This window comes from Massilia sp. CMS3.1 (genome assembly GCF_051262535.1).
Lineage (GTDB): Bacteria > Pseudomonadota > Gammaproteobacteria > Burkholderiales > Burkholderiaceae_D > Telluria.
On sequence record NZ_JBIMES010000002.1, the window covers coordinates 401,340 to 427,291 of the forward strand.

A 25,952-nucleotide genomic window follows, 5' to 3' on the forward strand; every position below is an offset into this window, starting at 1 on the left:
TCGCCGGTTCAGCCTTTTGCCGGCAGCGGCGGTTCGAGCGGAAGATGGACGGTGAAGCGGGTGCCCTTGCCGACCACCGACGCGACGTCGATGCGGCCACCGTGGCGCTTGACGATGCCGTAGGATAAGGAAAGCCCCAAGCCTGTACCGCTGCCAACCGGCTTGGTCGTAAAAAACGGCTCGAAGATCCGCTTGAGGTTTTCCGCCGGGATGCCGCTGCCGTTGTCACTGATCTCTACCCACACCCAGCCGTCGGCCGCACCGGTACGCAGGCGGATCACCCCTTGCTCGCCCAGTGCATGAGCGGCGTTGACCAGTAAATTCATGAAAACCTGGTTCAGCTGCGAGGCCAGGCAAATTACGGGCGGCAGGTCACCGTACTGTTTCTCGACACGCGCCTTGTACTTGATCTCATTGGCGACGATATTGAGCGTGCTGTCGAGCCCATGGTGTAAGTCAGCAACTTGCCACTCGCTCGCGCCAACGTGCGAAAAATCCTTGAGCGCCTGGACAATATCCCTGACACGTTTGAGACCGTCCATCGATTCGCGTATCAGGTCGTTGATGTCTTCTTTGATGAACGCGAGGTCGGTCTGCGCATGCAGTGACGCCATCTGGGTGGCCAGCACCGGGTGCGCAGTGGCCGCAAGTTCGTAGCCGTCAATCACGTCAAGCAGGGTGCTGACGTAATTTTTGAGCGAACCCATGTTCGAATTGACGAAGCCGACCGGATTGTTGATCTCGTGCGCGATGCCAGCGGCGAGTTGACCGATCGAGGCCATTTTCTCGGATTGCTGCAGCTGCTCATGAGCGCTGCGCAGCTCGCCGATCAGCCGGCGCTGCTCGATGCCGCGCGCCTTGAGCGTTTCCTCCATATGCTTGCGCTCGGTAATGTCGGTCAGCGCGCCAATCACTTCGAGCGGGGCGCCGTGCTCATCGCGGATCAGCCTGAGCGAATCGTGCATCCAGAGATAGGTACCGTCATGGATGCGGAAGCGATATTCATAGGCCCGCTGGCCCTCGGTAAACACCTTGGCCAGGCTGGAAAATATGGTGGGCGCGTCGTCCGGGTGAATGTGGTCGAACCAGAAATTGGGGTCGGCCAGCATCTCCTCGGGACGGTATCCAAGCACATTGCGGGCGTTGTTGCTGACAAACGTCATCTTGAAATCGCCGCTGGGAACGGTGCAATAGATGATGGCTGGCGTATTGTCAATCAGATACTGCAGTCTGACCAAAGGCGAGGCCTCATGGGCCGGTGCTGGCGCCCCGCCGGACGCGTCGGAAGAAAAAAATTCGAACTCTTCAAATTGCATAGGGCGAACCTCATGTGGTCGCGAAACGTATGCCTGCCTTGCTGCAAGCAATTATGAACGCTCTCCGCGCCTGAGTCCACGAAGATGCGCGCCACATAAGACAGATTGCGAGCCACATAAGATAAACGCGATGATTTTCCAGTTCGAAGGGAAATAATGGCGTAAGTGAAATCGATTAGCGCGGCAGGCGGATCGCTGGAGACAACGCTCGGCATCCGAGCGCTCCGGCAGGCCGGTCCTGGCGTCGGCTTACATCGCTCAAAGGCCTGCCTCGTGGTTGAGCAATCCGTGCACGATCCCGGTCGAGCCATGCGCGGCGCGGCGCAGGCGGTCGTTCACGCCCAGCCAGGCGCCCTCTTGCGGTGGCGCCTCGACCAGGATCACGTCGGCACCGTACCCGTCCATCGCGCGCAAGGCTGCGTACAGCGCATGCGCAAACCCTTCCGGCGTGGCCGGCAGGCGGGTGGCCGCATGCGCGGCCGGCAACTCGGAATAATGAATCAGCGCCACCTTGCGCCCGGCGTCCCGCATCCGCGCCAGCGTCTGCGCCAGCGTCCCGGTGTCCTGCATCGCCACCGGCGTGTGCGGCGCGTAATGCGATTCGAGCGTGCCCGAAGCGCGCGGCGCGGCCACGTCCGGCGCGGCGGGTAAGCGGTCGATCACGGCCGCAATCGCTTGCGCGCTCACGTGACCGGGCCGCAGCAGCACCGGGCCATGGGTGGCCAGGCGCGACAGGTCGACAATCGTCGACTCGATGCCCACCTGCGAAGCGCCGCCATCGAGCACCGTGGCAACCGAGCCATCTGCGCCGAATTCGTCGCGCACGTGCTGCGCCAGCGTCGGGCTGACGTGACCGAATTTGTTGGCAGATGGCGCCGCCACCCCGCCCTGCCCGCCTTTGAAGGCGCGCAGCAAGGCGATCGCGACCGGATGCGAGGGACAACGCAGGCCGACCGTGTCCTGGCCGCCGCTGACCGCGTCCGGAATGTTCGGCGCGCGCTTTAAAATCATCGTCAACGGACCGGGCCAGAAGGCCTCGGCCAGCGCATGCGCTTCGGGAGGAATCTCGCAGGCCCAATGCGCCATATCGGCGTCCGGCGCCAGGTGCACGATCACCGGATGGTCTTGCGGACGGCCCTTGGCGGCATAAATGGCGCTTACTGCGGCCGGATTTTCGGCGTCGGCACCCAGGCCGTAGACGGTTTCGGTCGGAAACGCGACGAGTTGTCCCGCCTCCAATGCACGCGCGGCCGCATCGATGGCGGCCTGGTCAAGTTCCTGCACACTCACGGCGCGATCCCCAGGATGGCGCAGGCGGCCAGCAATTGTTCCTGCGCCTCTTGCAAGGTCGGCGCCACGAAGGTCACGTGACCCATCTTGCGCCCACGGCGCGCATCGTCCTTGCCGTACAGGTGCAGGAAAGCGCCCGGCAGCGCCAGTACGCGGTCCCAGCTTGGCTCGCGCACCGTGTCGCCATCGAACCAGACATCGCCCAGGATATTGAGCATCACAGCCGGCGAATGCTGACGACAATCTCCCAGCGGCAAGCGCGCCATCGCCCGCACTTGCTGGGCGAACTGGCTGGTGACGCAGGCATCCATCGTGTAATGCCCGCTGTTATGCGGACGCGGCGCCATTTCGTTGACGACCAGCGTGCCATCTTCAAGCACGAAGAATTCGATGCACAGCACACCTACATAACCGAGCTGGGCGACGATGGCGCGCGCCGCATCCTGGGCACGCTGCGCGCACTCTTCGGAGAAATTTGGCCCCGGCACCGTGGTCGTGAACAGGATGCCGTCGCGGTGCACGTTCTCGGCGATCGGATAGACCACCGATGCACCGTCCGCGCCACGGGCCGTCAGCACCGACACCTCATAAGCGAGCGGCAGCATTTTCTCGAGCAGGCAGGTCACGCCGTTCATGGCCTCAAAAGCCGCGCGCACGTCTTCCCGGCTTTTCACGCGCACCTGGCCCTTGCCGTCGTAACCCATGCGCACCGTTTTCAGGATGCCGGGCAGCAGCGCATCATCGATGGCGTCGATGTCCTCGCTTGATGCGATCACCTTGTGCGGCGCCGGCATCACGCCGGACCGCGGTGCGCAATCGACAAAGAAGCGTTTTTCGAGCACGCGGTCCTGGGCGATCGACACGCAGGCGCCGTTTGGCGCGACGAAACTGCCCTGCGCCAGCAGATTCATGCTGTCGGCCGGCACGTTCTCGAATTCGGTGGTGACGGCGGCGCACAGGGTGGACAACTGGCCCAGCGCAAGGCTGTCGGTATAGTCGGCATTGATCAGGCGTTCGGCGACCTCGCCGGCCGGGCACCGGGACGCCGGCTCGAGCACGGCGACCTTGTAACCCATCGCCTGGGCGGCGTGGGCGAACATGCGGCCGAGCTGGCCGCCGCCCATCACACCGAGCCAGGTCGGCGGATTGGCGGCCGGCAGGAATGCCGCTTGCTGCGAATGACTGTCGTTACTCATGGGTTTACTCACTGCGCCTTCAAACAGGCAGGATCATCGCCTTGGCGGCGGCGGTCTGGTCCGCGCGGAACGCTTCCAGTTGCGCGGCCAGGGCATCGTCGTTCGCGGCCAGTATGGCAACGGCGGTGAGCGCGGCATTCGCGGCGCCCGCTTCGCCAATGGCGAAGGTCGCGACCGGCACGCCCTTGGGCATCTGCACGATCGACAATAGCGAGTCCTCGCCGCGCAGGTATTTCGACGGCACCGGAACCCCTAACACCGGCACGATTGTTTTCGCGGCAATCATGCCCGGCAGGTGGGCAGCGCCCCCGGCGCCGGCGATGATCGCGCGCAGGCCGCGCGCGCGCGCAGTTTCCGCATACGTGAACATCTCGTCCGGCATGCGGTGCGCGGAAATGACCTGCGCTTCGAACGGCACGCCGAACTGCTTCAGGATGTCGACGGCGTTCTTCATCACGTCCCAATCCGACGAGGAACCCATTACCACGCCGACCAGCGGCGCATTTGCCGCATTTGCTTGATCGGTCATCTTACGCTTTCAGCTTTTCGCCGGTCAGGCGTTCGATGGCTTCGAAGTACTTGGCCTGGGTCCTCGTGATCACCTCTTCCGGCAGCGTTGGCGCCGGCGCGGTCTTGTTCCAGTCGGAGAGGGTTTCGAGGTAGTCGCGCACGAATTGCTTGTCGAACGAGGGCGGCGACATGCCCGGCGCGTACGAATCCGCAGGCCAGAAGCGCGAGGAGTCAGCCGTCAGCACTTCGTCCATCAGGTGCATCACGCCGTCGTCGTCGAGCCCGAATTCGAACTTGGTGTCGGCGATGATGATGCCCTTCGTGGCCGCATACTCGGAGGCGGCGCTGTACAGGGCGATCGAGATGTCGCGCATCCTGGCCGCGAGTTCAGGACCGATGCGCGACTCCATGTCGGCGAACGAGATGTTCTCGTCGTGCTCGCCGAGGTCGGCTTTGGCGGCCGGCGTAAAGATCGGCTGCGGCAGCTTCTCGGCCTGACGCAGGCCCGGCGGCAACGCGATGCCGCAAATCGATCCGCTCGCCTGATAGTCCTTCCAGCCCGAACCAATAATGTATCCGCGCACGACGGCTTCGACCATGATCGGTTTCAGGCGCTTGGCGACGACCGCGCGGCCGCGCACCTGCTCGACTTCATCGGGTGCGACCACGCTTTCCGGCGCCACGCCGGTGAGATGGTTCGGCACGATGTGGCCGAGCTTCTCGAACCAGAAATCGCTCATCTGGTTCAGCACCATTCCCTTGCCCGGGATCGGTTCGTTCATGACGACGTCGAAGGCGGACAAGCGATCGGTGGTGACGATCAGGATCTTGTCGTCGCCGACGGCGTAGTTGTCGCGCACTTTGCCGTGACCCAGCAGTGGCAGGGACTTGATCGTGGTTGTGTAGAGGCTGTTCATGGGAGGACTATCAGAGGAAACGGACTAAGCGAACTCGGCGGGAAATGAGTCAATTCGCCGCCGACAAGAAAACCGGGCTGCCGCAGCAGCCCGTTCCAAACACTATTTTACTTGACGACCTGGGCCAGCTCGCCGGCCTTGTAACGCTCGGCCATCTTTTCCAGCGGGATCGGCTTGATCTTGGCCGCCATGCCTTCGCAGCCGAAGGAAATATAACGCGCCTTGCAGATCTCGGTCGCCGCTTCGCGCGCAGGCTTGAGGTAATCGCGCGGATCGAATTTACCTGGATTCTGGAACAGGTACTTGCGGATCGCGGCGGTCATCGCCAGGCGGATGTCGGTGTCGATGTTGATCTTGCGAACGCCGTGCTTGATGCCTTCCTGGATTTCTTCGACCGGGACACCATAGGTTTCCTTCATGTCGCCGCCGAATTCGCGGATGATCGCCAGCAGCTCTTGCGGCACCGACGACGAACCGTGCATCACCAGGTGGGTGTTCGGAATGCGCTGGTGAATTTCCTTGATGCGGTCGATCGCCAGGATGTCCCCGGTTGGCTTGCGCGTGAATTTATAGGCGCCGTGCGAAGTGCCGATGGCAATGGCCAGCGCGTCGCACTGGGTGCGGGCGACGAAGTCGGCGGCTTGCGCGACGTCGGTCAAGAGCTGCTCGCGGGTCATGGCGCCGTCGGCGCCGTGGCCGTCTTCCTTGTCGCCCATCATCGTCTCGAGCGAACCGAGCACGCCCAGTTCGGCTTCGACGGTCACGCCGATCGAGTGCGCGAACTTGACGACTTCACGCGACACTTCGACGTTGTACTCGTAGGAAGCGACCGACTTGCCGTCGGCTTCCAGCGAACCGTCCATCATGACCGAGCTGAAACCCGAACGGATCGCGCCCATGCAGATGGCGGGCGACTGGCCGTGGTCCTGGTGCATGACGACCGGGATGTGCGGATAGGCTTCGACGGCGGCGTCGATCAGGTGGCGCAGAAAAGCTTCGCCGGCGTACTTGCGCGCGCCAGCCGAGGCTTGCATGATCACCGGGCTGTTGGTGGCGTCGGCCGCGGCCATGATGGCCTGCACCTGTTCCAGGTTGTTGACGTTGAAAGCCGGCAAGCCGTAGCCGTTTTCAGCAGCATGGTCCAGCAATTGACGCAGTGATACGAGTGCCATGGTAGTACTCCAGATAAATTAAATAAAAAAACCGTTTAAGGAGGGCCGCAAACCGTTGCCTCCTGTTTAGGAACTTCGACAACGCGAAGCAGCCTTTTATTCTTTATAGGTCTCGCCGACGCGCACGATCTTGAGCGCATTCGTGCCGCCGGCCTCGCCCATCGGCGAACCCCAAGTCACGACAATGGTGTCGCCCGGACTGACCATGCCCTCCTTGATCAACAGCTCTTCGGCCTTGCGCAGCACCGCGTGGCTGCCGCCTTCCTGATGCAGAGGGAATGCTCGCACGTTCCGGTACAAAGAGGCCTTGCGCTGCGTCGTTCGTGACGGGGTCAGCGCAAAAATCGGCGTGTCGATGCTGTGACGGCTCATCCACAGTGCCGTCGATCCGGACTCGGTCAGCGCGACAATGGCTTTCACCTTCAGGTGGTGCGCGGTGAACAGCGTGCCGTAAGCAATCGACTGGTCGATGCGGGTGAACTGCACGTTCAGGAAGTCGGTATCGAGCTTGTTGTAGTATTCGGACTGTTCCGCTTCCAGGCAAATCGCGGCCATCATCTCGACGGTTTCGATCGGGTACTTGCCCGATGCGGTCTCGGCCGAGGTCATCACGGCGTCGGTGCCGTCCAGCACGGCGTTCGCCACGTCCGAGACTTCGGCGCGGGTCGGCACGGCGTTGACGATCATCGACTCCATCATCTGGGTCGCGGTAATCGCCAGTTTGTTCGAGGCGCGTGCCATGCGGATCATGCGCTTTTGCAGCGCCGGCACGGCGGCGTTGCCCACTTCCACAGCCAGGTCGCCACGCGCAACCATGATGCCGTCCGAGGCGTCGAGGATTTCCTGCAGCACGGGAATCGCTTCGGCGCGCTCGATCTTGGCGATCATCAGCGGCTTGTGGTGGTAGGGCTCGCCGGCGATATTCGCCAACTGGCGTGCCATTTCCATGTCGGTCGCGCTTTTCGGGAAGGAAATGGCGAGATAGTCGGCCTGGAAGCTCATCGCGGTCTTGATGTCTTCCATGTCCTTCGCGGTCAGCGCGGGTGCGGTCAGGCCGCCACCCTGGCGGTTGATGCCCTTGTTGTTCGACAGCTCGCCGCCGACCTTGACGGTGGTGAAGATCTCGTGGCCAGCCACCTTGTCGACCACCAGCACGATCAGGCCGTCATTCAAGAGCAGCTTGTCGCCCGGCCTGACGTCGCGCGGCAGCGCCTTGTAGTCGAGGCCGACGCGTTCCTGGTTACCCAGCTCGCCGTTATCGCCCCACTTGGCGTCGAGGATGAAGCTGTCGCCATTGTTCAGGGAAATCTTGCCCTCTTCGAACTTGCCAACGCGGATCTTCGGACCCTGCATGTCGGCCATGATCGCCACTTCGACGCCGCAGGCTTCGGCGGCGCGGCGCACCAGCATGGCGCGGTCGATGTGGTCCTGGGCCTTGCCATGCGAAAAGTTCAAGCGCACGACATCGACGCCGGCGCGGATCATCTTGACGAGGATGTCGAAGTCGCTCGAGGCAGGGCCGATGGTGGCAACGATCTTGGTGGCGCAATACATAGTAATCCTTGATCTTGAAAAGAGAAGCGCAGCCTGGAGGCTGCGCTGGATATTACTTGGCCTTATTTGCCATTACGCTGCAGCAGGATCTCGACTGCCGGCAAGGTTTTGCCTTCGAGGAACTCGAGGAAGGCGCCGCCGCCGGTCGAGATGTAGCCAATTCGGTCGCCGATGTTGTACTTGGCGATTGCCGCCAGCGTATCGCCACCCCCGGCGATCGAGAATCCATTCGAATCGGCGATTGCCAGCGCCAGCGTTTTCGTGCCTTCGGCGAACTGGTCGAATTCGAACACGCCGACCGGGCCGTTCCAGACGATGGTGCCGGCCGTGGCGACCTGCGCGGCGAGCATGGCGGCCGTCTTCGGGCCGATATCGAGGATCATGTCGTCGTCGCTGACATCGGCCACATCCTTGACGGTGGCCGCTGCAGTCGGGCTGAATTCCTTGGCGCAGACGACGTCCACAGGAATCGGCACCGAAGCGCCGCGCGCGCTCATCATGTCGATGATCCGTTTCGCCTCGTTGACCAGGTCGTTTTCGACCAGCGACTTGCCGATGTTCAGGCCGACGGCCTTCATGAAGGTGTTGGCGATACCGCCGCCGACGATCAGGTTGTCCACTTTACCGGCCAGGCTTTGCAGGATCGACAGCTTGCTCGACACTTTCGAGCCGGCGACGATTGCCAGCAACGGACGCGCCGGCTGGCCGAGGGCTTTGCCCAGTGCATCGAGTTCCGCGGCCAGCAAGGGGCCGGCGCAGACGCTTGGTGCGAACTTGGCGATGCCGTGGGTGGTCGCTTCGGCGCGGTGCGCAGTGCCGAAGGCATCGTTCACGTACACGTCGCACAGCTTCGCCATCTTCTGGGCCAAGTCATCCGCGTTCTTCTTTTCGCCCTTGTTGACGCGGCAGTTTTCCAGCAGCACAACCTGACCCGGGGCGACATCGACGCCATCGATCCAGTCCTGCTTGAGTTCCACCGGCTGGCCGAGCAATTCGGACAGGCGCGCCGCGACCGGCGCGAGCGTGTCTTCCGGCTTGAACGCGCCTTCGGTCGGACGGCCCAGATGCGAGGTCACCATGACGGCGGCGCCGGCTTTCAACACAGCCTGAATCGCGGGGATCGAGGCGCGGATGCGCGTGTCTTCGGTAATGTTTCCGTTGTCATCCTGCGGCACATTCAGGTCGGCGCGAATGAAGACGCGCTTGTCTTTCAAGGCATCGCGATCGATCAGGTCTTGCAAGCGGGTGAAACTGAGAACGGCGTCCATGTCGGCTCAACAGTGAATAGTGAAAAAACGATATTCTACCGCACGCCTCTTATTGAGCAGCACCAAAAACGTGCATGATCCGCAACAGTGTGAAGACAAGCATGCCAAACACGATGGTCTGCAGCATGTTTCTTCGCCACAGGTAGAAGCCGAGCGCGGCAAGCCCAGCCAGCAGCTTCGGATTACCCAATTCGAGGTGCACCTGGCCGTCGCCGCCCTGCAGCAAGTCCGGCCCGATGATCGCCGCCAGCGCGCAGGCCGGCGCATAGCGCAGCATGTCCTGGATGCGCGGCGGAATCGCGACCTTGTGCCCGATCAGCCAGAAACCGCTGCGCGTGATCGCCGTCGACAGCGCCAGCGCCACGATGGTGGCCCAGATTTCCCAATCAGCCATGGCCTGCCTTTCGTTTTTCAATGACCGCTTCGGTCGCCATCGCCGCCAGCATGCCGGCCAACACGGCCGCCAGCAGGCCCAGCTTGTACGGAAAGCCGTAGGCCAGCACCGAGACCGCACCGGCGACCAGCACGCCGCACAGGGCGGCACTGTTCGCTACCAGCGGCACCGTGATGCACAGGATCGCCAGCGTGCCGGCAAAACCCAGGCCCCATTCGGCCGGAATCGCACTGCCGACGAAAATGCCGGTCAGCGAACCGACCTGCCACGCCGTCCAGTTCGGCAGCACCAGCCCTCTTAAATAGGACAGCTTGCCCGGCACCGGTACCGCGGTCGGGAAGCGCTGCAGGAACATCGCTATTGTCATGTCGCCGGAGATATAGCCGTACATTAGGCGCTGGCGCCATGGCAGGTGCGTGAAATGGGGCGCGAGCAAGGCAGAAAAAATCACGAAGCGCAGGTTCACCACCATGGCGGTGGCAAAAATCACCCAGATCGGGGCATGCGCCAGGATCAGGGGCAGCGAGGCCAGCTGCGCGGAACCTGCGAACACGAGCAGTGTCATACCGCAGGCCTGCAAGGGGGTCAGCCCGGTCTTGACCATCGCAATGCCCACCACCAGGCCCCAGGCCGCGATCCCGAACAGGCTCGGCAAGCCGGTGCGCAGTCCTTCCTGCCAGAGGGCCGGATCGTGACGCTCAATGATGGCGGAAGTGTGCTGGACAGGATCAGGCGCGTTCATGTCGCCTTCCTGCAACAGACTAAAAAGAGAACGAGAGAGGTCAAGCGGAGGCTGAGCAACATGAAACGAGGAATTGGTGTTGTAGGGCGGAGCCATTCTACCGATCATTCCGAAGCGCCGCTCTTATCCGTTAAAATCCTGCTTTGCCCAACTTTGCGTGACGGAGAATTTGAATGACTGACAAGACGATGCCTGCGGTGGAACTCGAGGCCAAGGATCTGCCGGCCCACTGCCCGAACCCGGCCATGACACTCTGGTCGTCGCACCCGCGCGTCTTCCTCGATTTCGACCATGACGGCGAAGCCAAGTGCCCATACTGCGGCACCCGCTACCGCCTGGCCCCTGGCGTGGCCTTCAAGCACCACTAATCTGGAGACCTACCGCGCCCCATGGTGGCTGCCGGGCGGCCACCTGCAAACGATCCATCCGGCCACGGTTGTCAGAAAACCAGCGGTGGCGTACCGGCGCGAACGTTGGGAAGTGCAGCACCCCACCCTCGGCGAGGATTTTGTGGACGTCGATTTCGTCGACGGCCAGCCCGGTCAACCTCTGGTGGTGCTGTTCCATGGACTGGAAGGTTCGTCGAACAGCCACTACGCCCGTGGCTTGATGGCGGCGCTCCACGAGCGCGGCTGGTCGGGCGCGGTGCCGCATTTTCGCGGCTGCTCGGGCGAACCGAACCGCACAGCGCGCTTCTACCATTCCGGCGACTCGCTTGAAGTCGACTGGATCATGGCGCGCCTGCGTGCACGCACCCCCGGCCCACTGTATGCGGCCGGCGTCTCGCTGGGCGGTAACGCCCTGCTGCGCTGGCTCGGCGAATCGGGCAGCAAAGCCGGTTTCGTCACGGCCGCCGCCGCGATTTCCGCCCCGCTCGACCTGGCGCGCGGCGGCGAAGCCCTGTCCTCGGGTTTCAACATGCTCTACACACGCATGTTCCTGCAGACCCTGAAACCGAAATGCCTGGCCAAGCTGGAACAGTTCCCCGACCTGTTCGACCGCCAGGCCCTGCTCGCCGCGCGCGACCTGTACGCCTTCGACAACGTCGTCACCGCACCGCTGCACGGCTACCGCGACACCGACGACTACTGGCACCGCGCCAGCGCCCGCCACGTGCTGCACGAGATCACGGTGCCGACCCTGGTCCTGAACGCGCGCAACGATCCCTTCCTGCCGGGCCAGCACCTGCCTGGCAGCGCATCGAAGGCGGTGACGCTCGAGTATCCGGATGAGGGTGGCCATGTCGGCTTTCCCGCCGGTCCCTTCCCGGGACGGATCGACTGGCTGCCGCGCCGCATCCTCTCCTTTTTCGACGGCATCACGCGCGCGCCGGAGGCACCCGAACTATGCGAAGCTGGCACCCATGGATGACATCGTAAAACAGGCAGTGGCCAAATGGCCGAACGTGCCGCATTGCTACGGCTGGCTCGCACTCGATGCGCGCGGCAATTGGCGCATGCGCGACGAGGAGGCCCAGCGGGCAGACGCACCCGGCGACAAGCTGAACAATGCCACGCTGATCGGCTTCATCAACCGTAACTACGGGCATGACGACGCCGGCCGCTGGTATTTCCAGAACGGGCCGCAGCGCGTGTACGTGAACCTGGAAGCGACGCCGTATATCGCACGCACCGACCCCGCCCTGGGACTGGTGCTGCAGACCGGCGCGCCCATGGAGACCATCGAGCGCCTCTACCTGACGGAAGTCGGGGTCGTGATCGTGCAGGCCGGCGACATCGTCGCCCAGGTCGACGATCGCGACGTCGCACCCTTGTTCGAGGCCTTGGAGCTGGACGGCAAACCGGCCGGCGACGCCGCCCTGATGCGCTGGCTCGATGGCGGCGCGGGCACATTCACCCTGCGCTGGCGCGGAAACACCATCCCCGCCGAACGCCTCGTGCGCGATGAATTGCCGCAGCGCTTCGGCTTCGTGCGTACGCCGGCGCCAGACGCGTAGCAGCTTAAATGTGGCGCAAGCGCGCCATGCCTTCGCGCACGGCGTCCTCGATCTTCGCGCACACGAGTTCGGGCTCCGAAAATTGCGGGAAGTGTCCGCTTTTCAGCGCCATGACTTGCCTGCCCAGCGGCGACAAGCGCACCACTGCCTGTTGATGACGCGCCCGCGCATCGAGCAGCGCCCGAGGCGTCGCCCATGGCAACGCAGGACGCGCACCGGTCACCACCAGCAGGGGGATGACCGGAAACGGCGGCGCCGCATCCAGTTCGGCCAGGCTGGCGTCGAGCTGCTCGGTCTCGTCGAAGGGATGGGGCGGCAGCAGGCGCCGGGTGACGCGTTTCAGCCAGCGCTGCACGCCGTTTTCGAAACGCGGCAGAACGCGCACATCCTCTGGCGCGGTCGCTTCCAGCATCACCACGGCTGCGACCTCTTCCGGATACAGGCGCGCAAACAGATTGACGACCAAGCCGCCCAGCGAATGCCCGACCAGCACATACGGCGGCGGCACGGCCAGCGCGTCGAGGAGCTCGCGCAGCGACTCGACAACCTCCAGCGCCGTCTGCGGCACCGCGGGTTTACTCGATTGATCGATGCCGGGCCGGTTCCAGGCGACCGTGCAGCGGCTGCTGGCCAGTCTGGCAAACACCTTGAACCAGCCTTCCACCGGTCCGCCGGCGCCGTTGACCAGCACCACGGCGGGCGCGCCGCTGCCGGCCAGGATGTATTCGACCGTCGCGCCGGCCACTTGCCGCGTCAGCTTGATGGGAAGCAGGACCGGACGCATCGCGCCTACCTGCCCTTTTCTTCTTCTTTTTCTTCTTTCTGGCGCGCCGTGAGCTCGCGCTCGCGGGCATCGATCACGGATTGCTCGTAGAACGACACGTCGCTCGCCTTGCGCGCGAAGTTCAGCTGGGCGACCGCCGCCGGCAGCGCCCCGGCCAGCACATACGATTCGGCCAGCGCCATGTGCTGCAGCGCGATCTTGCCCTGGTTCGAATAAGCCTTCGCCAGCAGGTCGTACAGCTTCCCATCCTCGCGGTACAGCTGCACCTGCTCGCGCAGGTAGCGCGTCGCCTCTTCAGGCTTGCCGGCGCTGATCATCGCATCGGCATACTGGCGCGCCAGCGCGCGCGACAGCGGATAGCGGTTGGTCGCCCCTTGCGCGTCCTTCAATGCTTGTTGGGCGACTTCCTTCGGCTGGCCGGACGCCAACTTGATTTCCAGGTCGAGCACCGCGAACATGGCGCCGCCGTCGCTGGCCGGCGCGGCCGAGAATGCGCTCTCTTTCGGCTTCACGGTGGCGCGCGCCTTGTCGAACCAGCTGCGCGCCCCGGCCAGATCGCCTTCCTTGAGCGCCAGAAAGGACAAGCCGTACTGCGCCGCCACCTGTTGCTGGCGGTGCTGCTGGGCCAGCTGCGTCTGGAACGTGATGCGGGTATCGCGGCGTGCCGTCGTGCCCATGTTTTGCAGCACCCGCGCGCGCGCCTTGGCGAGGTGGAACTCGATCGTGTCGACCCGCTGGCGGTAGGGCGTTTCCTTGATGCGCGACTGGATGTCGACGATGCGCTCGCTCGTCAGCGGGTGGCTGCTGAGGAAGGCCGGAATCTCGCCATACACCTTGTTCGCGCTTTGCAGGCGCTTGAAGAAGGCCACCATGCCCGAGGTATCGTAGCCGCCGGCGCCCATGATCTGGAAGCCCACGCGGTCCGCCTCACGCTCGGCGTCGCGGCTGAAATTGAGCTGGCGCTGCACCGCCAGACCCTGGCCGCCCATCAGCACGCCCATGGCCACGTCCGGGCTGGCCTTGGCCGCCAGCGCCGCCAGGATGAGCGAGGCCAGGGGCAGCAATACGTCCTGGCGCTGCTGGCCGAGCATGCGCGCGATGTGGCGCTGCGAGACGTGGCCGATCTCGTGCGAGACGACCGAGGCCAGTTCGGATTCGGTTTGCGCCGCCAGCAGCAGGCCGGAATGAATGCCGATAAAACCGCCCGGCAGCGCAAAGGCGTTGATCGCGCCGTCGCGTACCGGGAAAAACGTAAAGTCGGCATTCGTCTCGCCGCGCGCACCCGGCACGGCATCGACCAGCGCCCCGCCGAAATTGTTCAGGTATTCGGCAATCGCATCGTCGTCGAGGTAATCGCGGTCGCGCCGGATCTCGCGCATGATTTCCTCGCCGAGTTTACGCTCGACGATCGGCGACAGGTCCTCGCGCGAGGCGTCGCCCAGCGTCGGCAGGCGCGCCGTATTGGGCAGCGCATTGAATGACTGGGCGGGCGCCACGGCCGGAGTGGCAGCGGTCGCGGCCGACACGAGCAGGACGGCCAGCGAACGGCGCCAGCGGGCGCGGGCGGGCGGCAATGCGGGAGGGGTCAACGGTTTCACGATGCTATGATAACCCCATCCGCAGGCGCTTCGCTGACGCCTGAAACACTTTCTTACCCATCCATACCGACACCACCATGACCCCATCCGATCCCTCGTCCGGCCCTGAAGGACTGACCCATTTCGACGCCACTGGACAAGCCCACATGGTCGACGTCGGCGCCAAGAACGAGACGCACCGCGTCGCAGTCGCCGCCGGCACCATCCGCATGAAGCCGGAAACGCTCGAACTCATCCAGTCCGGCAACGCCAAAAAGGGCGACGTGCTCGGCATCGCCCGCATCGCCGCCATCATGGCCGCCAAGCGCACCAGCGACCTGATCCCACTGTGCCATCCGCTGGCCCTCACGCGCGTGGCGGTCGATTTCGAGATCGACGCGCCCGCCAGCAGCGTGCATTGCCGCGCCCAGGTCGAGCTGCACGGCAAGACCGGGGTCGAGATGGAAGCGCTGACCGCCGTGCAAATCGGGCTGCTGACGATTTACGACATGTGCAAGGCGGTCGACCGCGGGATGGTGATAACGAATGTGCGGGTGCTGGAAAAGCATGGGGGCAAGAGCGGGGACTGGACGGCCGCGACCTAGCCCCCACTGCCCCCTCAGGCAGCGTTCACCCTGGACGAATGCTCCACTCGCTTGCGCACAGCGGGCAGGAACGCTATTCCGATCAGGAAACAAAGTAATGAGGTCGCAACCTCGAACAGCGAGAGCTGATCGCGTGCTGCAGGTGCAATGAATAATACTGCCGGCAAGGCTGCGGCGCGCAGGATGAAGACGCAAGCTGCGGCGCCGAGCACAAACCGTTGGAACGGCAGGCTGCGCGTTGCTGCAGCCGACCACGCGTACAGGCCGATCACGGCGAGTGCCAGGGCAATGCCGAGGGTCGCAAGCGGCGCAAGCAAGCTTCCTTGGCGCGCCGATTCCACGATACTTGCCGGCGCGCCCAAGGCCGCGATCATCTCGGGTCCGGCGAGCAGGGCCACGACATGCAGTGCCGCTGCAGCAAACATGGCCAGCGCTGCCAGCATCAGGGAAAGGTTTTTCCTGGTGTGCATAGGGTTCCTCCAGAGTCAGGCCTCGGTCTCGGCTGAGTACAGGCCAGTAGCGGGGATGTTATCGAACAGGCATGTCCTCGCTGCCTGTTTGCGACAGACTGCAGTTTTCCGTGCTTGAAACGGAAACGTTTCTCGCTACCGAGGGCGACTCAAAAAGACCTTCCCCCCTTATTTCGCCGGCTGCATCATCCCTATCCACGGCTGCATGAACGCCCGGCCCATGACCCCCATCGCCTTCTGATTCGCATCGACGAAGCGTCCCAGCGATTGCTGCTGCACGGACAGCGCGTTCTTCGCCAATGCGTCGGCACAGGAATTCGATGCAGATATGAATGCGCGCAAGGTATGTTCCTGGATGATGCTCGCTGAGCTCTGCAGCAATTGCTGCGTGCTGGCTTGCGTGGCGTCTCTGTACAAGCCAGCAATATTGGACCAGGTAGCAAACAGCGGGGCCATGCTTACGGTAGGGAATGCCGGGATCGGGTATGCGCTTATCGTCAACATGATGCCTCCTGGTGAATGGCCGGATCGGCAGGATGCCGAATTGTGCGGCGCACCATCAAGTCTACTCGCCGCTCGAGCAAGCCGCCATCTGTGCATGCAAACAGTAGTAATCGCGCTACAACGGAGGCCTGACCCGGAGTTCCGGCGCAGGCACTGGTTTGAACCCGGTTTTCATTCCCTCCCCATACGTCGCCAACTTCTCCAACACCGCCACGGTCTGGCGCAGCGCCGCCGCCTGCTGCGGCGTAAGCGCGTGCTCGTATCCCGGCGCTGCGGAGTCGACCCATCCGGGCCTGCCTGGCGCATTGCGCGCTCGATCAAGGTGCTGAATGGCGTGGCATACGGACAGTCCGGATCGAGCGCATTTGCAATATCGGGAATCCTGGCCTCGATCATTTTGAGAAGGACACTCAATCTGACAAAGCGTTGCTCATCCCAACCTGCGGCGGCGGAATCGGCAGGCGACGCGCTGTCGAAGCGCTCCAGTAGCTGTCTCGCGGCCAGCTCCCCGCGCCCGCTGATCTCATCGATGGTGCTACGGTCCATATTCAGATTCATGCCGCCTTCGTCTTTCTCCAGCCTGACTCTGGCGATACGGTCTCGCACACCGGGCATTCGCGACAGCGAATTGTCGTTCCAGTTCTGCATCGTTCGTACAATGGCTGCAATAAAACCCCCGAATCTGGACGCGGATGATCCTTCATCAAAATGATTCCACCGCTCTCCATACCCCTCTGTATATTTTTTGGGCAAATACACCATATTGTCCCGCCCTTCGACCTTCGGCTCCAGGTTGATGCCGAAGGTTGGCCAAAGAGGCACCAGGCCGTCGAACAAGTGCATGGGGAAATTCGAGCTGATGCCACCGTCGGAGAACCAGCAACACCGGAAGTGGCGCGCTGACTGTGGGGCATCATGATTGATCGCCCACAGTGGCACTGCCGATAACAAGAGCGGAAAACTCAGGCTCATCCTGGCGGCAAGAATGACGGGAAGCTCGCTTGACGCCGGCAGTTCCAGCAAACCGAGCGCGCTGGCTTCCGCTTCTGGCGGGTCTTTTTCTTCACGGCCAGGCTCGAGCTTGTAGGGCTTCCCACACGAGGTCATCCATCGGAGGACATCGGCCGGAAGGTAGTGTGCAAGTTCGTGTGGACGAAAGAAAAGCCGGTCGCGGTTGCGGAAGCGGGAAACGCCGTCCTCCTCTTCGTGCAGCGGAAAAATATAGGGCCGTCCATGCCCGAGGTTCGTGGCAAACATTTGCAGGTCGATCGAGCGCGGTCTGGGTTTCCCCGCCAAATCCAACCATGGCGGAGGAAATCCGGGCGCCTTCCACAACATGCCGAACGTCAGGGGCGGATCATCAGGCGCCAATCCGGCGGCGCGCTGGATCAGCGCATGCAGCCAGGGGGTCACGGCGATGCTTCCCGCTTTACTCGCCAGACCAGTGCACAAGCCGAATCCGTTATCCGGTATTCGCCTGGTGATGTCGAGATACACCCAAGCGCCGATGCTCAGTGTCAGTGCGATGGGCAGTAACAGCATGGCAGCAAGCCAACCGGCCTGCAGCTGGAATACGCCCGCGGCGAGCATACTGATGAGCGTCGCCGGCCAGTAGGCCAGCAGTAATCCAAGGACGACAGCACCAACACGGCGCCAGGTTCCCTGGCTGTTGAGCGAGAAAACCAGCGTGGTAAACAGGCGCCTTGTTCCTGGCTGCGCCTGGAAAAGGCTGAGCAGTTTGCTTTTATTCGTTCCAGGTACCTTTTCCTGAAGTTCTTCCGGTAACCCGGACAAAATAGTAAAGCTGTCGCGCGTGCCGGTCTTTCTTCGGTTGAACTCGGCAGCGGCCGTGATGGCGGCCGCGATTGCCCCTGCCGACGTGCCACCGATGCTCCTGAATCGGTATCGTTGCGCCAATAACGCAATTGCTTTTGGATACACAATGCCGCTGGTGAGACCACCCTTCATGACCAGGTCGCAAAACCGGTCTTCCGGTGGTTCAGTTGATCCGTTCATGGGAATCTCCACGTGCGCCCGCCACGCAAAATGGCCTGATGCAGGCAGGCGATGGCAAGCTCCACCCTACCCGCATACAGGCGCTGGTCGATTTGTGTCAGATCAACCGTGCGCATGAGCGCTGGCGTATCGATTCGTCCGCCCGCTGGCGCAGGCGCGCGTGGTGTCACGGTAGAACGCCGTTCAGGTGCAAGAAATCGTCCTGGCGCTTGGCAAGGTATTCAAGGGGGTAAAGCCTGCTGCTGCTGCTGCCGCGGCCTGGGTGGACGGAATCTCGAAGATGCCGATCTTGCCATCCGGAACACCGCATACCGCCGCGCTGGCAAGGCCATTCGTGCCACAGGCTGCAGATTGCACCTGCACGTTAGCCGTTGCCAGCTGGGCTTGCAGGGCCGCCAGCGGCATGCCACCTCCACTGCACTGCAGCGATCCCATCGATTTGAAGACTTTGCTGCCGGCGTCATGCTCTCCACCGCCGCAAGCGGCCAAGGATGCCAGAACGACGACTGTCGGAAGAACACTATGCATTTACGGACTCCTGAAGCCTTGCGATTGTTTACGACGACGACGGTATTGACCTCGTGACTGAGAGTATGGACTCAGAGTAACTATTTATCAACTTCGGCATTGTCACCGGCAAGACCGGCGTTGAAGCTGCGGGCACGTTCCTGGCATCGCCCTCTTGTGGCGCCGTGTTAAATTGCTGGCTTCGCGCATGCTCCTGGCTGCGCCAAACAAGACAATCCCGAGACACGCCTCACGAGGAATCAATGAAATTACGTTTGCTGATGCTGGGCGCGGCCATGGCCGCCTCCAGCGCCGTTGCCGCGCCGCGCGGTTTTACGGTGGAAGACCTGGTCAACCTGGAACGCGTCGGCAGCCCGGCCGTGTCGCCGGATGCCAGCCGCGTTGTGTACACCGTGCGCCGCACCGATCTCGGCAAGAACCGGGGCCATACCAGCCTGTGGCTCGCCGATGTGAAAGGCGCCACTGCGCCGAAAGCATTGACGGACCACGACAGCAGCAGCACCGACCCCGAATGGTCGCCCTCGGGCGACGCCGTCTATTTCCTCTCGAGCCGCTCGGGCAGCTCCCAGGTCTGGCGCCAGGCTGCCGGCGGTGGCGAGCCGGTACAGGTGACGAATCTTCCGCTCGACGTCGACAACTTCCGCGTCTCGCCGATCGGTGACCGCATCGCGTTCAGCATGGCCGTGTTCCGCGATTGCCTTGACCTCGCCTGCACCAGGGAGCGCATGGACGCGCAGTCGAAAAACAAGGCAAGCGGGCGCGTCTACGACCGCCTGTTCGTGCGCCACTGGGATACCTGGGCCGATGGCCGCAATGCCGTGCTGTTCTCTGCGCCGCTCGATGCGAACGGCCGCGTCGGTACGGCTCCAGTCAGCCTGTCCGGCACGCTCGACGGCGATGTGCCCTCGAAACCGTTCGGCGACCGCGAGGAATACCGCTTCAGCCCGGACGGCAAGACGATCGTCTTCTCGGCACGCATCGCAGGCAAGACCGAGGCCTGGTCGACCAATTTCGATGTGTACAGCGTGCCGGCGGTGGGTAATGCCGCGCCGCGCAACCTGACGGCGGCCAATCCGGCCTGGGACACCAAGGGCGTGTTCTCGCCCGACGGACAGACCCTGGCGTATCTGGCGATGGCACGTCCCGGCTTCGAGGCCGACCGCTTTCAGATCATGTTGATGGATGTTGCCAGCGGCAAGAAACGCAAGCTGGCCGAAAAGTGGGACCGCTCCGCAGGCGCCCTGCAGTGGAGCGCGGACGGCAGGACGCTCGTCGTCGATGCCGAAGACGTCGGCCAGCATCGCCTGTTCTCGATCGATGTCGCCAGCGGTAAGCTTACTGCGCTGACCGACAAGGGGTCGATCGGCGGGTTTGATATGCGCCGCGATACGATCGCCTACACGCAAGCGACCCTGTCCTCGCCGGCCCAGCTGTACACGACGCTACTCTCCGGCGCCTCACCGAAAAAGCTGACCGACAACAATGCCGAGAAACTAGCCGACGTGCGTTTCGGCGAGTTCGAGCAATTCTCGTTCGCCGGGGCGAATGGCGACACGGTCCACGGTTACGTCATGAAGCCGTGGAACGCGACCCCGGGCGCCAAGTACCCGATCGCCTTCCTGGTGCATGGCGGCCCGCAAGGCAGCTTCGGCAATGCCTGGAGCTACCGCTGGAATCCGCAGGTGTATGCCGGCGCCGGGTACGCAACCGTCTTCATCGATTTCCATGGCTCGACCGGCTACGGCCAGAAGTTCACCGATGCCATCAGCGGCGACTGGGGCGGCAAACCATTGGTCGACCTGCAGAAAGGCCTGGCGGCAGCCGTCAAGAAATTCCCGTGGCTGGACCGCGAGCGCAGCTGCGCCCTGGGCGCCTCCTACGGCGGCTACATGATGAACTGGATCGCAGGCAATTGGCCAGACGGTTTCAAATGCCTCGTCAACCACGATGGGGTGTTCGATACGCGCGGCATGGCGTATTCGACCGAAGAACAGTGGTTCACCGACTGGGAAAATGGCGGACCCTATTTTGCCGTACCCCAGCAGCATGAGCGTTTCAACCCGGTGCACCATGTAAATAAATGGAAGACGCCGATGCTCGTGATCCAGGGCGACCTCGATTTCCGGATCCCGACCGCCCAGGCCCTGTCGACCTTCACGGCCCTGCAGCGGCGCGGCGTCGAGAGCAAGCTGCTGGTCTTCCCGGACGAGAATCACTGGGTGCTCAAGCCGGCCAACTCCCTGCTGTGGCACCACACGGTCATCGGCTGGCTCGACCAGCAGCTGAAGCGTTGAAAATCGTCTGAACCGCTGTCGATGCTTGAATGAGAAAACCCGCCGATGCGGGTTTTCTCCTTTCACGAGCACCGGTTATGCGGCCCTGCCTTTGCAAACGCCTTCGGGTCCGATCAGCTTCTGCAAAACAGTGGCGGCGCTGCAGCTCCAGGCGCCGCTGGCGTCACGCGTTAGCGTGATGGTCTGGCCTTTGACGCTGGTCGGGCCGGCCACGATCTCGCACGTCAGGCTGGCCGCGTCAGCGTCGGCGCTGGCACCGAACTTGCAGTTGGCGCTCGGCTTGTCGACAGCAGCCAGGCCGACGTCTTCGGGCCTGGTAACGGTCTCGCCGTCGATCAGCCTGGTGTCCATCCCCACTTTGCCTGCCGATACTTCCGCCAGCGCGACGCCAAACTTCGATTTCGCCATGTAGTCCTGGTAGGCCGGGAGGGCGACCGTTGCCAGGATACCGATGATCGCAACGACGATCATCAATTCAACGAGGGTAAAGCCGGCTTCCGCTTTCTTGAAAAATTTCCTGACTGACATAGTAATCCTCCGGTGAGATTGAGCAGACCGGAACGATAACCGTGACCTTCGACGCGCGATTGCGCTAGCTCAGCCAAAAACAAAAACCCCGCCGAAGCGGGGTTGTTTAGATCAGATCAGCCGAACTTAAGGCTTGCCGACGCAGGTGCCTTTGCCGATCAGCTTGGAATCGACCGTTGCAGCTGCGCAGGCCCAGGCGCCAGTTGTTGGTTCACGGCTCAAGATAATGTCCTGACCAGCCACGCTCGATGGACCGTTGACAATTTTACAGGTCAGGCTAGTGGCGCTTGCCTCGAAAACGCAGTTGGCAGTCGGGTTAGCCGTTTTCGCCAGACCGGCATCTTCCGGCTCAGCAACGGTTTCGCCGTCATTCAGCTTGGCATCGAAGCCAATCTTACCTGCCGACACTTCAGCCAGCGCCGCGCCGAACTTCGACTTGGCGGTGTAATTCTGGTAGTTCGGGATTGCCACGGCGGCCAGGATGCCGATGATCGCAACGACGATCATCAATTCGATCAGGGTGAAGCCGGATTGTGCTTTTTTAACAATTTTCATCGATTTCATGGTGGTTCTCCAGGGGGTGTTGGGTTATCTGTTCGGGTATTGCTTCGTGCCACGATCTACATATTGCAAGCGCCGTGCCAGGCCATTTACCCCTGAAATCGATAGTTGGAGTACAACAAAAGCGACGAAATGCGTCAGCTCAGCGGTTTGTAATGACAATTTTTGTCACCTGATGTGCAATTTCCGTCCGGAAATAAATTATGCGGACAGAATTTGTCACATTAGCCGAGGCGGATAAAAAAAGAGGAGCCCGCGGGCTCCTCTCTTCAGTACAAGAACAAGAACTGTCCAGTATTACAGCATGTCTTTCAACAGGCGTGCCATTTCCGACGGGTTCTTGGTGGCCTTGATGCCGCACTCTTCCATGATGTCCAGCTTGGCTTGCGCGGTATCTGCACCGCCCGAGATCAGCGCGCCGGCGTGGCCCATGCGCTTGCCTGGAGGAGCGGTCACACCAGCGATGAAGCAGACCACTGGCTTCTTCATGTTCTCTTTGATCCAGTAGGCGGCATTGCCTTCGTCCGGACCGCCGATTTCGCCGATCATGATGACCGCGTCGGTATCAGGATCGTCGTTGAACATGCGCATCACGTCGATGTGCTTCAAGCCGTTGATCGGATCGCCGCCGATGCCGACTGCCGACGATTGGCCTAGACCCAGTGCGGTCAGCTGGCCGACTGCTTCGTAGGTCAGGGTGCCCGAGCGCGAGACGACGCCGATGCGGCCCTTGCGGTGGATGTGACCCGGCATAATGCCGATCTTGATTTCGTCCGGGGTGATCAGGCCTGGGCAGTTCGGGCCCAGCAGCAGGGTCTTCGAGCCGGCTTTGGCCATGCGGTCCTTCAGGGCCATCATGTCGCGCACTGGAATGCCTTCGGTGATGCAGATCGCGAGATCCAGGTCGGCTTCGACAGCTTCCCAGATTGCAGCGGCTGCGCCTGCCGGCGGAACGTAGATGACCGACACGGTGGCGCCGGTGGCAGCTTTCGCTTCCGACACGTTGGCGTAGATCGGGATGCCTTCGAAGTCTTCACCGGCCTTCTTCGGGTTCACGCCTGCGACGAAGGCAGCTTTGCCGTTCGCGTAGTCGCGGCACATGCGGGTATGGAACTGACCGGTCTTGCCGGTAATACCCTGGGTAATGACTTTTGTATCTTTGTTGATCAGGATCGACATTTGTTTATTCCTTCGAATTAGGCGTTACCAGCTGCAGCGGCGACGACGGCCTTGGCTGCATCTTCCATCGTATCGGCGGCGATGATCGGCAGACCGGAATCGGCCAGCATCTTCTTGCCCAGGTCTTCGTTGGTGCCCTTCATGCGCACGACCAGCGGAACCTGCAGCGAGACAGCTTTCGATGCGGTGATCACGCCTTCGGCGATGACGTCGCAACGCATGATGCCGCCGAAGATGTTGACCAGGATGGCTTTCAGGCCAGGGTTCTTCAGCATGATCTTGAATGCTTCGGTGACTTTCTCAGCCGTTGCACCGCCGCCCACGTCCAGGAAGTTGGCCGGCTCGCCGCCGAACAGCTTGATGGTGTCCATGGTGGCCATGGCCAGACCGGCGCCGTTCACCAAGCAGCCGATGTTGCCATCGAGCGAGATGTAAGCCAGGTCGAACTTCGATGCTTCGACTTCGGCTGGATCTTCTTCGTCCAGGTCGCGGTAGGCGACGATTTCAGGCTGGCGGAACAGCGCGTTCGAGTCGAAGTTGAACTTCGCGTCGAGGGCGATGACCTTGCCCGAACCGGTCAGGATCAGCGGGTTGATTTCGGCCAGCGACGAGTCGGTTTCCCAGTACGCCTTGTACAGGCCCTTGAGTTGCACGCGAGCGTCGGCCAGCGATTCGGCAGGCACGCCGATCTTGGTCGAGATGTCGTCGGCTTCGGCGTCGGTCAGGCCGACGGCCGGATCGATGGCGATCGAGTGGATTTTTTCCGGGTTGCTGTGCGCGACTTCTTCGATGTCCATGCCGCCTTCCGACGAGGCCATCAGCACGACGCGCTGCGAGATGCGGTCGGTGACCATCGAGACGTACAGTTCCTTCTTGATGTCGGCGCCTTCTTCGACCAGCAGGCGGCGCACTTTCTGGCCTTCAGGGCCAGTCTGGTGCGTGATGAGCTGCATGCCCATGATCTGCTGCGCGTATTCGCGCACTTGTTCCAGCGACTTGGCAACCTTCACGCCGCCGCCTTTACCACGGCCGCCAGCATGGATCTGGGCCTTGACCACCCAGACCGAACCGCCCAGCTCTTCAGCTGCCTTGACGGCCTCTTCGACCGACATGCAAGGAATGCCCCGCGGAACCGTCACTCCGAACTTTCGGAGGATTTCTTTGCCCTGATACTCATGGATTTTCATGCTGGCTTCCCTTCTTATGTTACTGATTTAGATGGTTTATTGAAGTACTTCGACATCGGTTTCAACCCTGCACGGCCTTGATTACCCAGCGCGGATAATACTTTGCCACAGCGGGGCCGTCGGCGCGCAGCGCATGGCAGCGGTCGATTTCATACGGACGCACAACGTCGACGTCATTGGCGGCGTTGCGTATCTCGAATGCGTCATCGGCGAAGGCCTGGATTGCCGCGGTGGGCAAAACCTGCGCCAGTTCGGTCAGGTGGGTGCAGCCGAGCACGCCCGAAAGGCGGTCTTTCAGGTGCAACCGGAAATGCTTGGCGAGCGACAGCCCGATCAACTTCTTGTATGCCGGCCCGATCACATCGCAATACCCAGGATACGGCACCGAGTCGGACGCGGCTTCGGCGTCGACGATCTCGAGATCCGTGTTGATGGTAATGCGCAGGCTCAGGTCGTGCACGGCCGCGCCGGCCGGACGGTTACCGGAAGCGAGCAGGATGTCGCGTGCCTTGATGTCGCGGATACGCGCGTCGAGATCCCACAGGCCATCGTCGCGCGCATACGCTTCGACGGTAATGGCGCGCGTGTGCCGCAGCGAGCGCGGAGCGGGAGAGGACAGAGGCATAAAAACGGGTGCCGATGGAGCGGCAATCAATGGGGGCAGCCGGTGTGCTGATGCACGTCACCGCAGCTTCTGCGGCAACAACCGCTCATGCGGCGCTGCTTAAACCGTGAAAGTTTAGCACACGCGGGGGTTGGGGTGCACTGCAACATGAGGGTCGATGAAACAACAAGCGCCAGCGTGCAGCGCCATCCGTCGTTGAGGAATATGCGAACGCATATCGCCGGATGGCGCTCCGCGCTGGCGCCTGGAATGTTGTTACAGTATTGGAGCAGCCTTGAGGCGGCTGAGGAACGACCGTCAAAAGTCGTCTTCTTCGGGCGCGCCCTTCAGGGCAGTACGCACGGCGCCGCTGGAAAAGCCGCGCGCCATCAAAAACCGCATCTGCTTGCTGCGCCCGGCCGCGTCTTGCGCGACGCTACCGAACTTGCGCTGCCAGACCTCCACCGCACGTGCGGCTTCGCTGTCGGCCAGGCCCGGCTTGAGTTCGGCCAGCGCTTCTCCGGTGACGCCATGGCTGTGCAGTTCGGCGAAAACGCGGCTGTTGCCGAAGCGCGCAGCCTTACGGTTGATCAGCGATTCGGCAAAGCGCTCCTGCGACAGCCAGTTGTTCTTCTCTAAAAAATCGAGGAGAGCGTCGATGTCGTCGCCCTCCTCCGCATGGCGGGCCAGCTTGCGCTTGAGCTCGAGCCTGCTGTGCTCCCTCATGGAGAGGAAACGCAGGGCCCGACCTTTCAAGCTTAACGGAGGTCCACGCATGGCGATGAAATGCATCGAACGG

27 protein-coding genes are annotated in these 25,952 nt (G+C 62.4%); 5 read left to right on the plus strand and 22 right to left on the minus strand.

The window, feature by feature from the left end; translation table 11 throughout:
* Positions 1 to 8: 8 nt before the first annotated feature.
* From ACHAC9_RS05485 to ACHAC9_RS05530, 10 genes are all read right to left on the minus strand, one after another.
* Positions 9 to 1,316 (minus strand): ATP-binding protein, encoded by a 1,308-nt coding sequence (locus ACHAC9_RS05485; RefSeq protein WP_435757917.1) that lies wholly within the window; start codon positions 1,314 to 1,316, stop codon positions 9 to 11.
* A gap of 258 nt (positions 1,317 to 1,574) precedes the next feature.
* Positions 1,575 to 2,606, minus strand: coding sequence for an L-threonylcarbamoyladenylate synthase (locus ACHAC9_RS05490; RefSeq protein ID WP_435757919.1), 1,032 nt, complete (start codon positions 2,604 to 2,606; stop codon positions 1,575 to 1,577).
* Positions 2,603 to 3,802, minus strand: a complete 1,200-nt coding sequence (locus ACHAC9_RS05495; RefSeq protein ID WP_435757921.1) for a 5-(carboxyamino)imidazole ribonucleotide synthase — start codon at positions 3,800 to 3,802, stop codon at positions 2,603 to 2,605. The genes ACHAC9_RS05490 and ACHAC9_RS05495 overlap by 4 nt, the downstream gene beginning before the upstream one ends.
* Positions 3,803 to 3,821: 19 nt before the next feature.
* Positions 3,822 to 4,331 carry a 5-(carboxyamino)imidazole ribonucleotide mutase gene (gene purE, locus ACHAC9_RS05500; protein ID WP_435757923.1) on the minus strand — a complete coding sequence of 170 codons (510 nt, stop codon included), beginning with the start codon at positions 4,329 to 4,331 and terminating at the stop codon, positions 3,822 to 3,824.
* 1 nt (position 4,332) lies between these two features.
* Positions 4,333 to 5,229: a phosphoribosylaminoimidazolesuccinocarboxamide synthase gene (locus ACHAC9_RS05505; protein WP_435757925.1), complete on the minus strand. Its 897-nt coding sequence runs from the start codon at positions 5,227 to 5,229 to the stop codon at positions 4,333 to 4,335.
* Positions 5,230 to 5,336: 107 nt separating this feature from the next.
* Positions 5,337 to 6,401, minus strand: a complete 1,065-nt coding sequence (fba, locus tag ACHAC9_RS05510) for a class II fructose-bisphosphate aldolase (RefSeq protein WP_435757927.1) — start codon at positions 6,399 to 6,401, stop codon at positions 5,337 to 5,339.
* Positions 6,402 to 6,497: 96 nt separating this feature from the next.
* Positions 6,498 to 7,955 (minus strand): pyruvate kinase, encoded by a 1,458-nt coding sequence (gene pyk, locus ACHAC9_RS05515; protein WP_435757929.1) that lies wholly within the window; start codon positions 7,953 to 7,955, stop codon positions 6,498 to 6,500.
* 62 nt (positions 7,956 to 8,017) lie between these two features.
* On the minus strand, positions 8,018 to 9,223 hold the full coding sequence (locus tag ACHAC9_RS05520) for a phosphoglycerate kinase (protein WP_435757931.1): 1,206 nt from the start codon (positions 9,221 to 9,223) through the stop codon (positions 8,018 to 8,020).
* A gap of 49 nt (positions 9,224 to 9,272) precedes the next feature.
* Positions 9,273 to 9,617: an AzlD domain-containing protein gene (locus ACHAC9_RS05525; RefSeq protein ID WP_435757932.1), complete on the minus strand. Its 345-nt coding sequence runs from the start codon at positions 9,615 to 9,617 to the stop codon at positions 9,273 to 9,275.
* Positions 9,610 to 10,359 carry an AzlC family ABC transporter permease gene (locus tag ACHAC9_RS05530; protein WP_435757934.1) on the minus strand — a complete coding sequence of 250 codons (750 nt, stop codon included), beginning with the start codon at positions 10,357 to 10,359 and terminating at the stop codon, positions 9,610 to 9,612. The genes ACHAC9_RS05525 and ACHAC9_RS05530 overlap by 8 nt, the downstream gene beginning before the upstream one ends.
* A gap of 173 nt (positions 10,360 to 10,532) precedes the next feature.
* On the opposite strand from ACHAC9_RS05530, the gene ACHAC9_RS05535 reads away from it, so the two are divergent.
* Genes ACHAC9_RS05535 through ACHAC9_RS05545 form a run of 3 tightly spaced genes read left to right on the plus strand, consistent with a single transcriptional unit; the run spans position 10,533 to position 12,316 of the window.
* Positions 10,533 to 10,727, plus strand: coding sequence for a zinc-finger domain-containing protein (locus tag ACHAC9_RS05535; protein WP_435757936.1), 195 nt, complete (start codon positions 10,533 to 10,535; stop codon positions 10,725 to 10,727).
* A complete protein-coding gene (locus tag ACHAC9_RS05540; protein WP_435757938.1) occupies positions 10,651 to 11,730 on the plus strand; it encodes a YheT family hydrolase in 1,080 nt (359 codons plus the stop codon). Before ACHAC9_RS05535 ends, ACHAC9_RS05540 begins: the two co-directional genes overlap by 77 nt.
* Complete coding sequence (locus tag ACHAC9_RS05545) at positions 11,723 to 12,316, plus strand: DUF2946 family protein (RefSeq protein WP_435757940.1); 594 nt, start codon at positions 11,723 to 11,725, stop codon at positions 12,314 to 12,316. The genes ACHAC9_RS05540 and ACHAC9_RS05545 overlap by 8 nt, the downstream gene beginning before the upstream one ends.
* 4 nt (positions 12,317 to 12,320) lie before the next feature.
* Here ACHAC9_RS05545 and ACHAC9_RS05550 read toward each other — a convergent pair whose 3' ends face one another.
* Together ACHAC9_RS05550 and ACHAC9_RS05555 are read right to left on the minus strand one after the other, a co-directional pair.
* A complete protein-coding gene (locus ACHAC9_RS05550; protein ID WP_435757942.1) occupies positions 12,321 to 13,100 on the minus strand; it encodes an alpha/beta fold hydrolase in 780 nt (259 codons plus the stop codon).
* 5 nt (positions 13,101 to 13,105) lie between these two features.
* Positions 13,106 to 14,698, minus strand: a complete 1,593-nt coding sequence (locus ACHAC9_RS05555) for a M48 family metalloprotease (RefSeq protein ID WP_435757944.1) — start codon at positions 14,696 to 14,698, stop codon at positions 13,106 to 13,108.
* A 77-nt stretch (positions 14,699 to 14,775) separates the two neighbouring features.
* Between ACHAC9_RS05555 and moaC the strand changes: the two genes are divergently transcribed.
* Positions 14,776 to 15,282, plus strand: coding sequence for a cyclic pyranopterin monophosphate synthase MoaC (gene moaC / locus ACHAC9_RS05560; protein ID WP_435757946.1), 507 nt, complete (start codon positions 14,776 to 14,778; stop codon positions 15,280 to 15,282).
* A 14-nt stretch (positions 15,283 to 15,296) separates the two neighbouring features.
* On the opposite strand, the gene ACHAC9_RS05565 is transcribed toward moaC, so the two are convergent.
* The 4 genes from ACHAC9_RS05565 to ACHAC9_RS05580 form a co-directional block, all read right to left on the minus strand.
* The gene (locus ACHAC9_RS05565; RefSeq protein WP_435757948.1) at positions 15,297 to 15,725 is read right to left on the minus strand and encodes a hypothetical protein; all 429 of its coding nucleotides are present in this window, start codon (positions 15,723 to 15,725) and stop codon (positions 15,297 to 15,299) included.
* Between the two features lie 195 nt (positions 15,726 to 15,920).
* Complete coding sequence (locus tag ACHAC9_RS05570; protein WP_435757950.1) at positions 15,921 to 16,256, minus strand: hypothetical protein; 336 nt, start codon at positions 16,254 to 16,256, stop codon at positions 15,921 to 15,923.
* 171 nt (positions 16,257 to 16,427) lie between these two features.
* A complete protein-coding gene (locus ACHAC9_RS05575) occupies positions 16,428 to 18,272 on the minus strand; it encodes a hypothetical protein (RefSeq protein ID WP_435757952.1) in 1,845 nt (614 codons plus the stop codon).
* Between the two features lie 183 nt (positions 18,273 to 18,455).
* Positions 18,456 to 18,800, minus strand: a complete 345-nt coding sequence (locus tag ACHAC9_RS05580; protein WP_435757954.1) for a hypothetical protein — start codon at positions 18,798 to 18,800, stop codon at positions 18,456 to 18,458.
* A gap of 242 nt (positions 18,801 to 19,042) precedes the next feature.
* Between ACHAC9_RS05580 and ACHAC9_RS05585 the strand changes: the two genes are divergently transcribed.
* Complete coding sequence (locus tag ACHAC9_RS05585; RefSeq protein ID WP_435757956.1) at positions 19,043 to 21,094, plus strand: prolyl oligopeptidase family serine peptidase; 2,052 nt, start codon at positions 19,043 to 19,045, stop codon at positions 21,092 to 21,094.
* A 75-nt stretch (positions 21,095 to 21,169) separates the two neighbouring features.
* On the opposite strand, the gene ACHAC9_RS05590 is transcribed toward ACHAC9_RS05585, so the two are convergent.
* From ACHAC9_RS05590 to recX, 6 genes are all read right to left on the minus strand, one after another.
* Complete coding sequence (locus tag ACHAC9_RS05590; protein WP_435757958.1) at positions 21,170 to 21,622, minus strand: pilin; 453 nt, start codon at positions 21,620 to 21,622, stop codon at positions 21,170 to 21,172.
* A gap of 126 nt (positions 21,623 to 21,748) precedes the next feature.
* Entirely contained in the window at positions 21,749 to 22,177 is a 429-nt protein-coding gene (locus ACHAC9_RS05595) for a pilin (RefSeq protein ID WP_435758103.1), read from the minus strand.
* Between the two features lie 303 nt (positions 22,178 to 22,480).
* On the minus strand, positions 22,481 to 23,362 hold the full coding sequence (sucD, locus tag ACHAC9_RS05600) for a succinate--CoA ligase subunit alpha (RefSeq protein WP_435757959.1): 882 nt from the start codon (positions 23,360 to 23,362) through the stop codon (positions 22,481 to 22,483).
* Between the two features lie 17 nt (positions 23,363 to 23,379).
* Entirely contained in the window at positions 23,380 to 24,549 is a 1,170-nt protein-coding gene (sucC, locus tag ACHAC9_RS05605; RefSeq protein ID WP_435757961.1) for an ADP-forming succinate--CoA ligase subunit beta, read from the minus strand.
* A gap of 61 nt (positions 24,550 to 24,610) precedes the next feature.
* On the minus strand, positions 24,611 to 25,174 hold the full coding sequence (locus tag ACHAC9_RS05610) for a DUF2889 domain-containing protein (RefSeq protein ID WP_435757963.1): 564 nt from the start codon (positions 25,172 to 25,174) through the stop codon (positions 24,611 to 24,613).
* A gap of 297 nt (positions 25,175 to 25,471) precedes the next feature.
* Positions 25,472 to 25,930: a recombination regulator RecX gene (gene recX, locus ACHAC9_RS05615; protein WP_435757965.1), complete on the minus strand. Its 459-nt coding sequence runs from the start codon at positions 25,928 to 25,930 to the stop codon at positions 25,472 to 25,474.
* Positions 25,931 to 25,952 lie beyond the last annotated feature (22 nt).

Coding starts and splice junctions, on each gene's coding strand:
- ACHAC9_RS05485 (WP_435757917.1), bottom strand. CDS start 1,316: ATGCAATTTGAAGAGTTCGAATTTTTTTCTTCCGACGCGTCCGGCGGG.
- ACHAC9_RS05550 (WP_435757942.1), bottom strand. CDS start 13,100: ATGCGTCCGGTCCTGCTTCCCATCAAGCTGACGCGGCAAGTGGCCGGC.
- ACHAC9_RS05540 (WP_435757938.1), top strand. CDS start 10,651: ATGACGGCGAAGCCAAGTGCCCATACTGCGGCACCCGCTACCGCCTGG.
- ACHAC9_RS05545 (WP_435757940.1), top strand. CDS start 11,723: ATGGATGACATCGTAAAACAGGCAGTGGCCAAATGGCCGAACGTGCCG.
- ACHAC9_RS05580 (WP_435757954.1), bottom strand. CDS start 18,800: ATGCATAGTGTTCTTCCGACAGTCGTCGTTCTGGCATCCTTGGCCGCT.
- moaC (WP_435757946.1), top strand. CDS start 14,776: ATGACCCCATCCGATCCCTCGTCCGGCCCTGAAGGACTGACCCATTTC.
- pyk (WP_435757929.1), bottom strand. CDS start 7,955: ATGTATTGCGCCACCAAGATCGTTGCCACCATCGGCCCTGCCTCGAGC.
- ACHAC9_RS05575 (WP_435757952.1), bottom strand. CDS start 18,272: ATGAACGGATCAACTGAACCACCGGAAGACCGGTTTTGCGACCTGGTC.
- recX (WP_435757965.1), bottom strand. CDS start 25,930: ATGCGTGGACCTCCGTTAAGCTTGAAAGGTCGGGCCCTGCGTTTCCTC.
- ACHAC9_RS05525 (WP_435757932.1), bottom strand. CDS start 9,617: ATGGCTGATTGGGAAATCTGGGCCACCATCGTGGCGCTGGCGCTGTCG.
- ACHAC9_RS05595 (WP_435758103.1), bottom strand. CDS start 22,177: ATGAAAATTGTTAAAAAAGCACAATCCGGCTTCACCCTGATCGAATTG.
- purE (WP_435757923.1), bottom strand. CDS start 4,331: ATGACCGATCAAGCAAATGCGGCAAATGCGCCGCTGGTCGGCGTGGTA.
- ACHAC9_RS05590 (WP_435757958.1), bottom strand. CDS start 21,622: ATGTCAGTCAGGAAATTTTTCAAGAAAGCGGAAGCCGGCTTTACCCTC.
- fba (WP_435757927.1), bottom strand. CDS start 6,401: ATGGCACTCGTATCACTGCGTCAATTGCTGGACCATGCTGCTGAAAAC.
- ACHAC9_RS05520 (WP_435757931.1), bottom strand. CDS start 9,223: ATGGACGCCGTTCTCAGTTTCACCCGCTTGCAAGACCTGATCGATCGC.
- ACHAC9_RS05495 (WP_435757921.1), bottom strand. CDS start 3,802: ATGAGTAACGACAGTCATTCGCAGCAAGCGGCATTCCTGCCGGCCGCC.
- ACHAC9_RS05565 (WP_435757948.1), bottom strand. CDS start 15,725: ATGCTGGCAGCGCTGGCCATGTTTGCTGCAGCGGCACTGCATGTCGTG.
- ACHAC9_RS05535 (WP_435757936.1), top strand. CDS start 10,533: ATGACTGACAAGACGATGCCTGCGGTGGAACTCGAGGCCAAGGATCTG.
- ACHAC9_RS05505 (WP_435757925.1), bottom strand. CDS start 5,229: ATGAACAGCCTCTACACAACCACGATCAAGTCCCTGCCACTGCTGGGT.
- ACHAC9_RS05610 (WP_435757963.1), bottom strand. CDS start 25,174: ATGCCTCTGTCCTCTCCCGCTCCGCGCTCGCTGCGGCACACGCGCGCC.
- ACHAC9_RS05570 (WP_435757950.1), bottom strand. CDS start 16,256: ATGTTGACGATAAGCGCATACCCGATCCCGGCATTCCCTACCGTAAGC.
- ACHAC9_RS05585 (WP_435757956.1), top strand. CDS start 19,043: ATGAAATTACGTTTGCTGATGCTGGGCGCGGCCATGGCCGCCTCCAGC.
- ACHAC9_RS05530 (WP_435757934.1), bottom strand. CDS start 10,359: ATGAACGCGCCTGATCCTGTCCAGCACACTTCCGCCATCATTGAGCGT.
- sucD (WP_435757959.1), bottom strand. CDS start 23,362: ATGTCGATCCTGATCAACAAAGATACAAAAGTCATTACCCAGGGTATT.
- sucC (WP_435757961.1), bottom strand. CDS start 24,549: ATGAAAATCCATGAGTATCAGGGCAAAGAAATCCTCCGAAAGTTCGGA.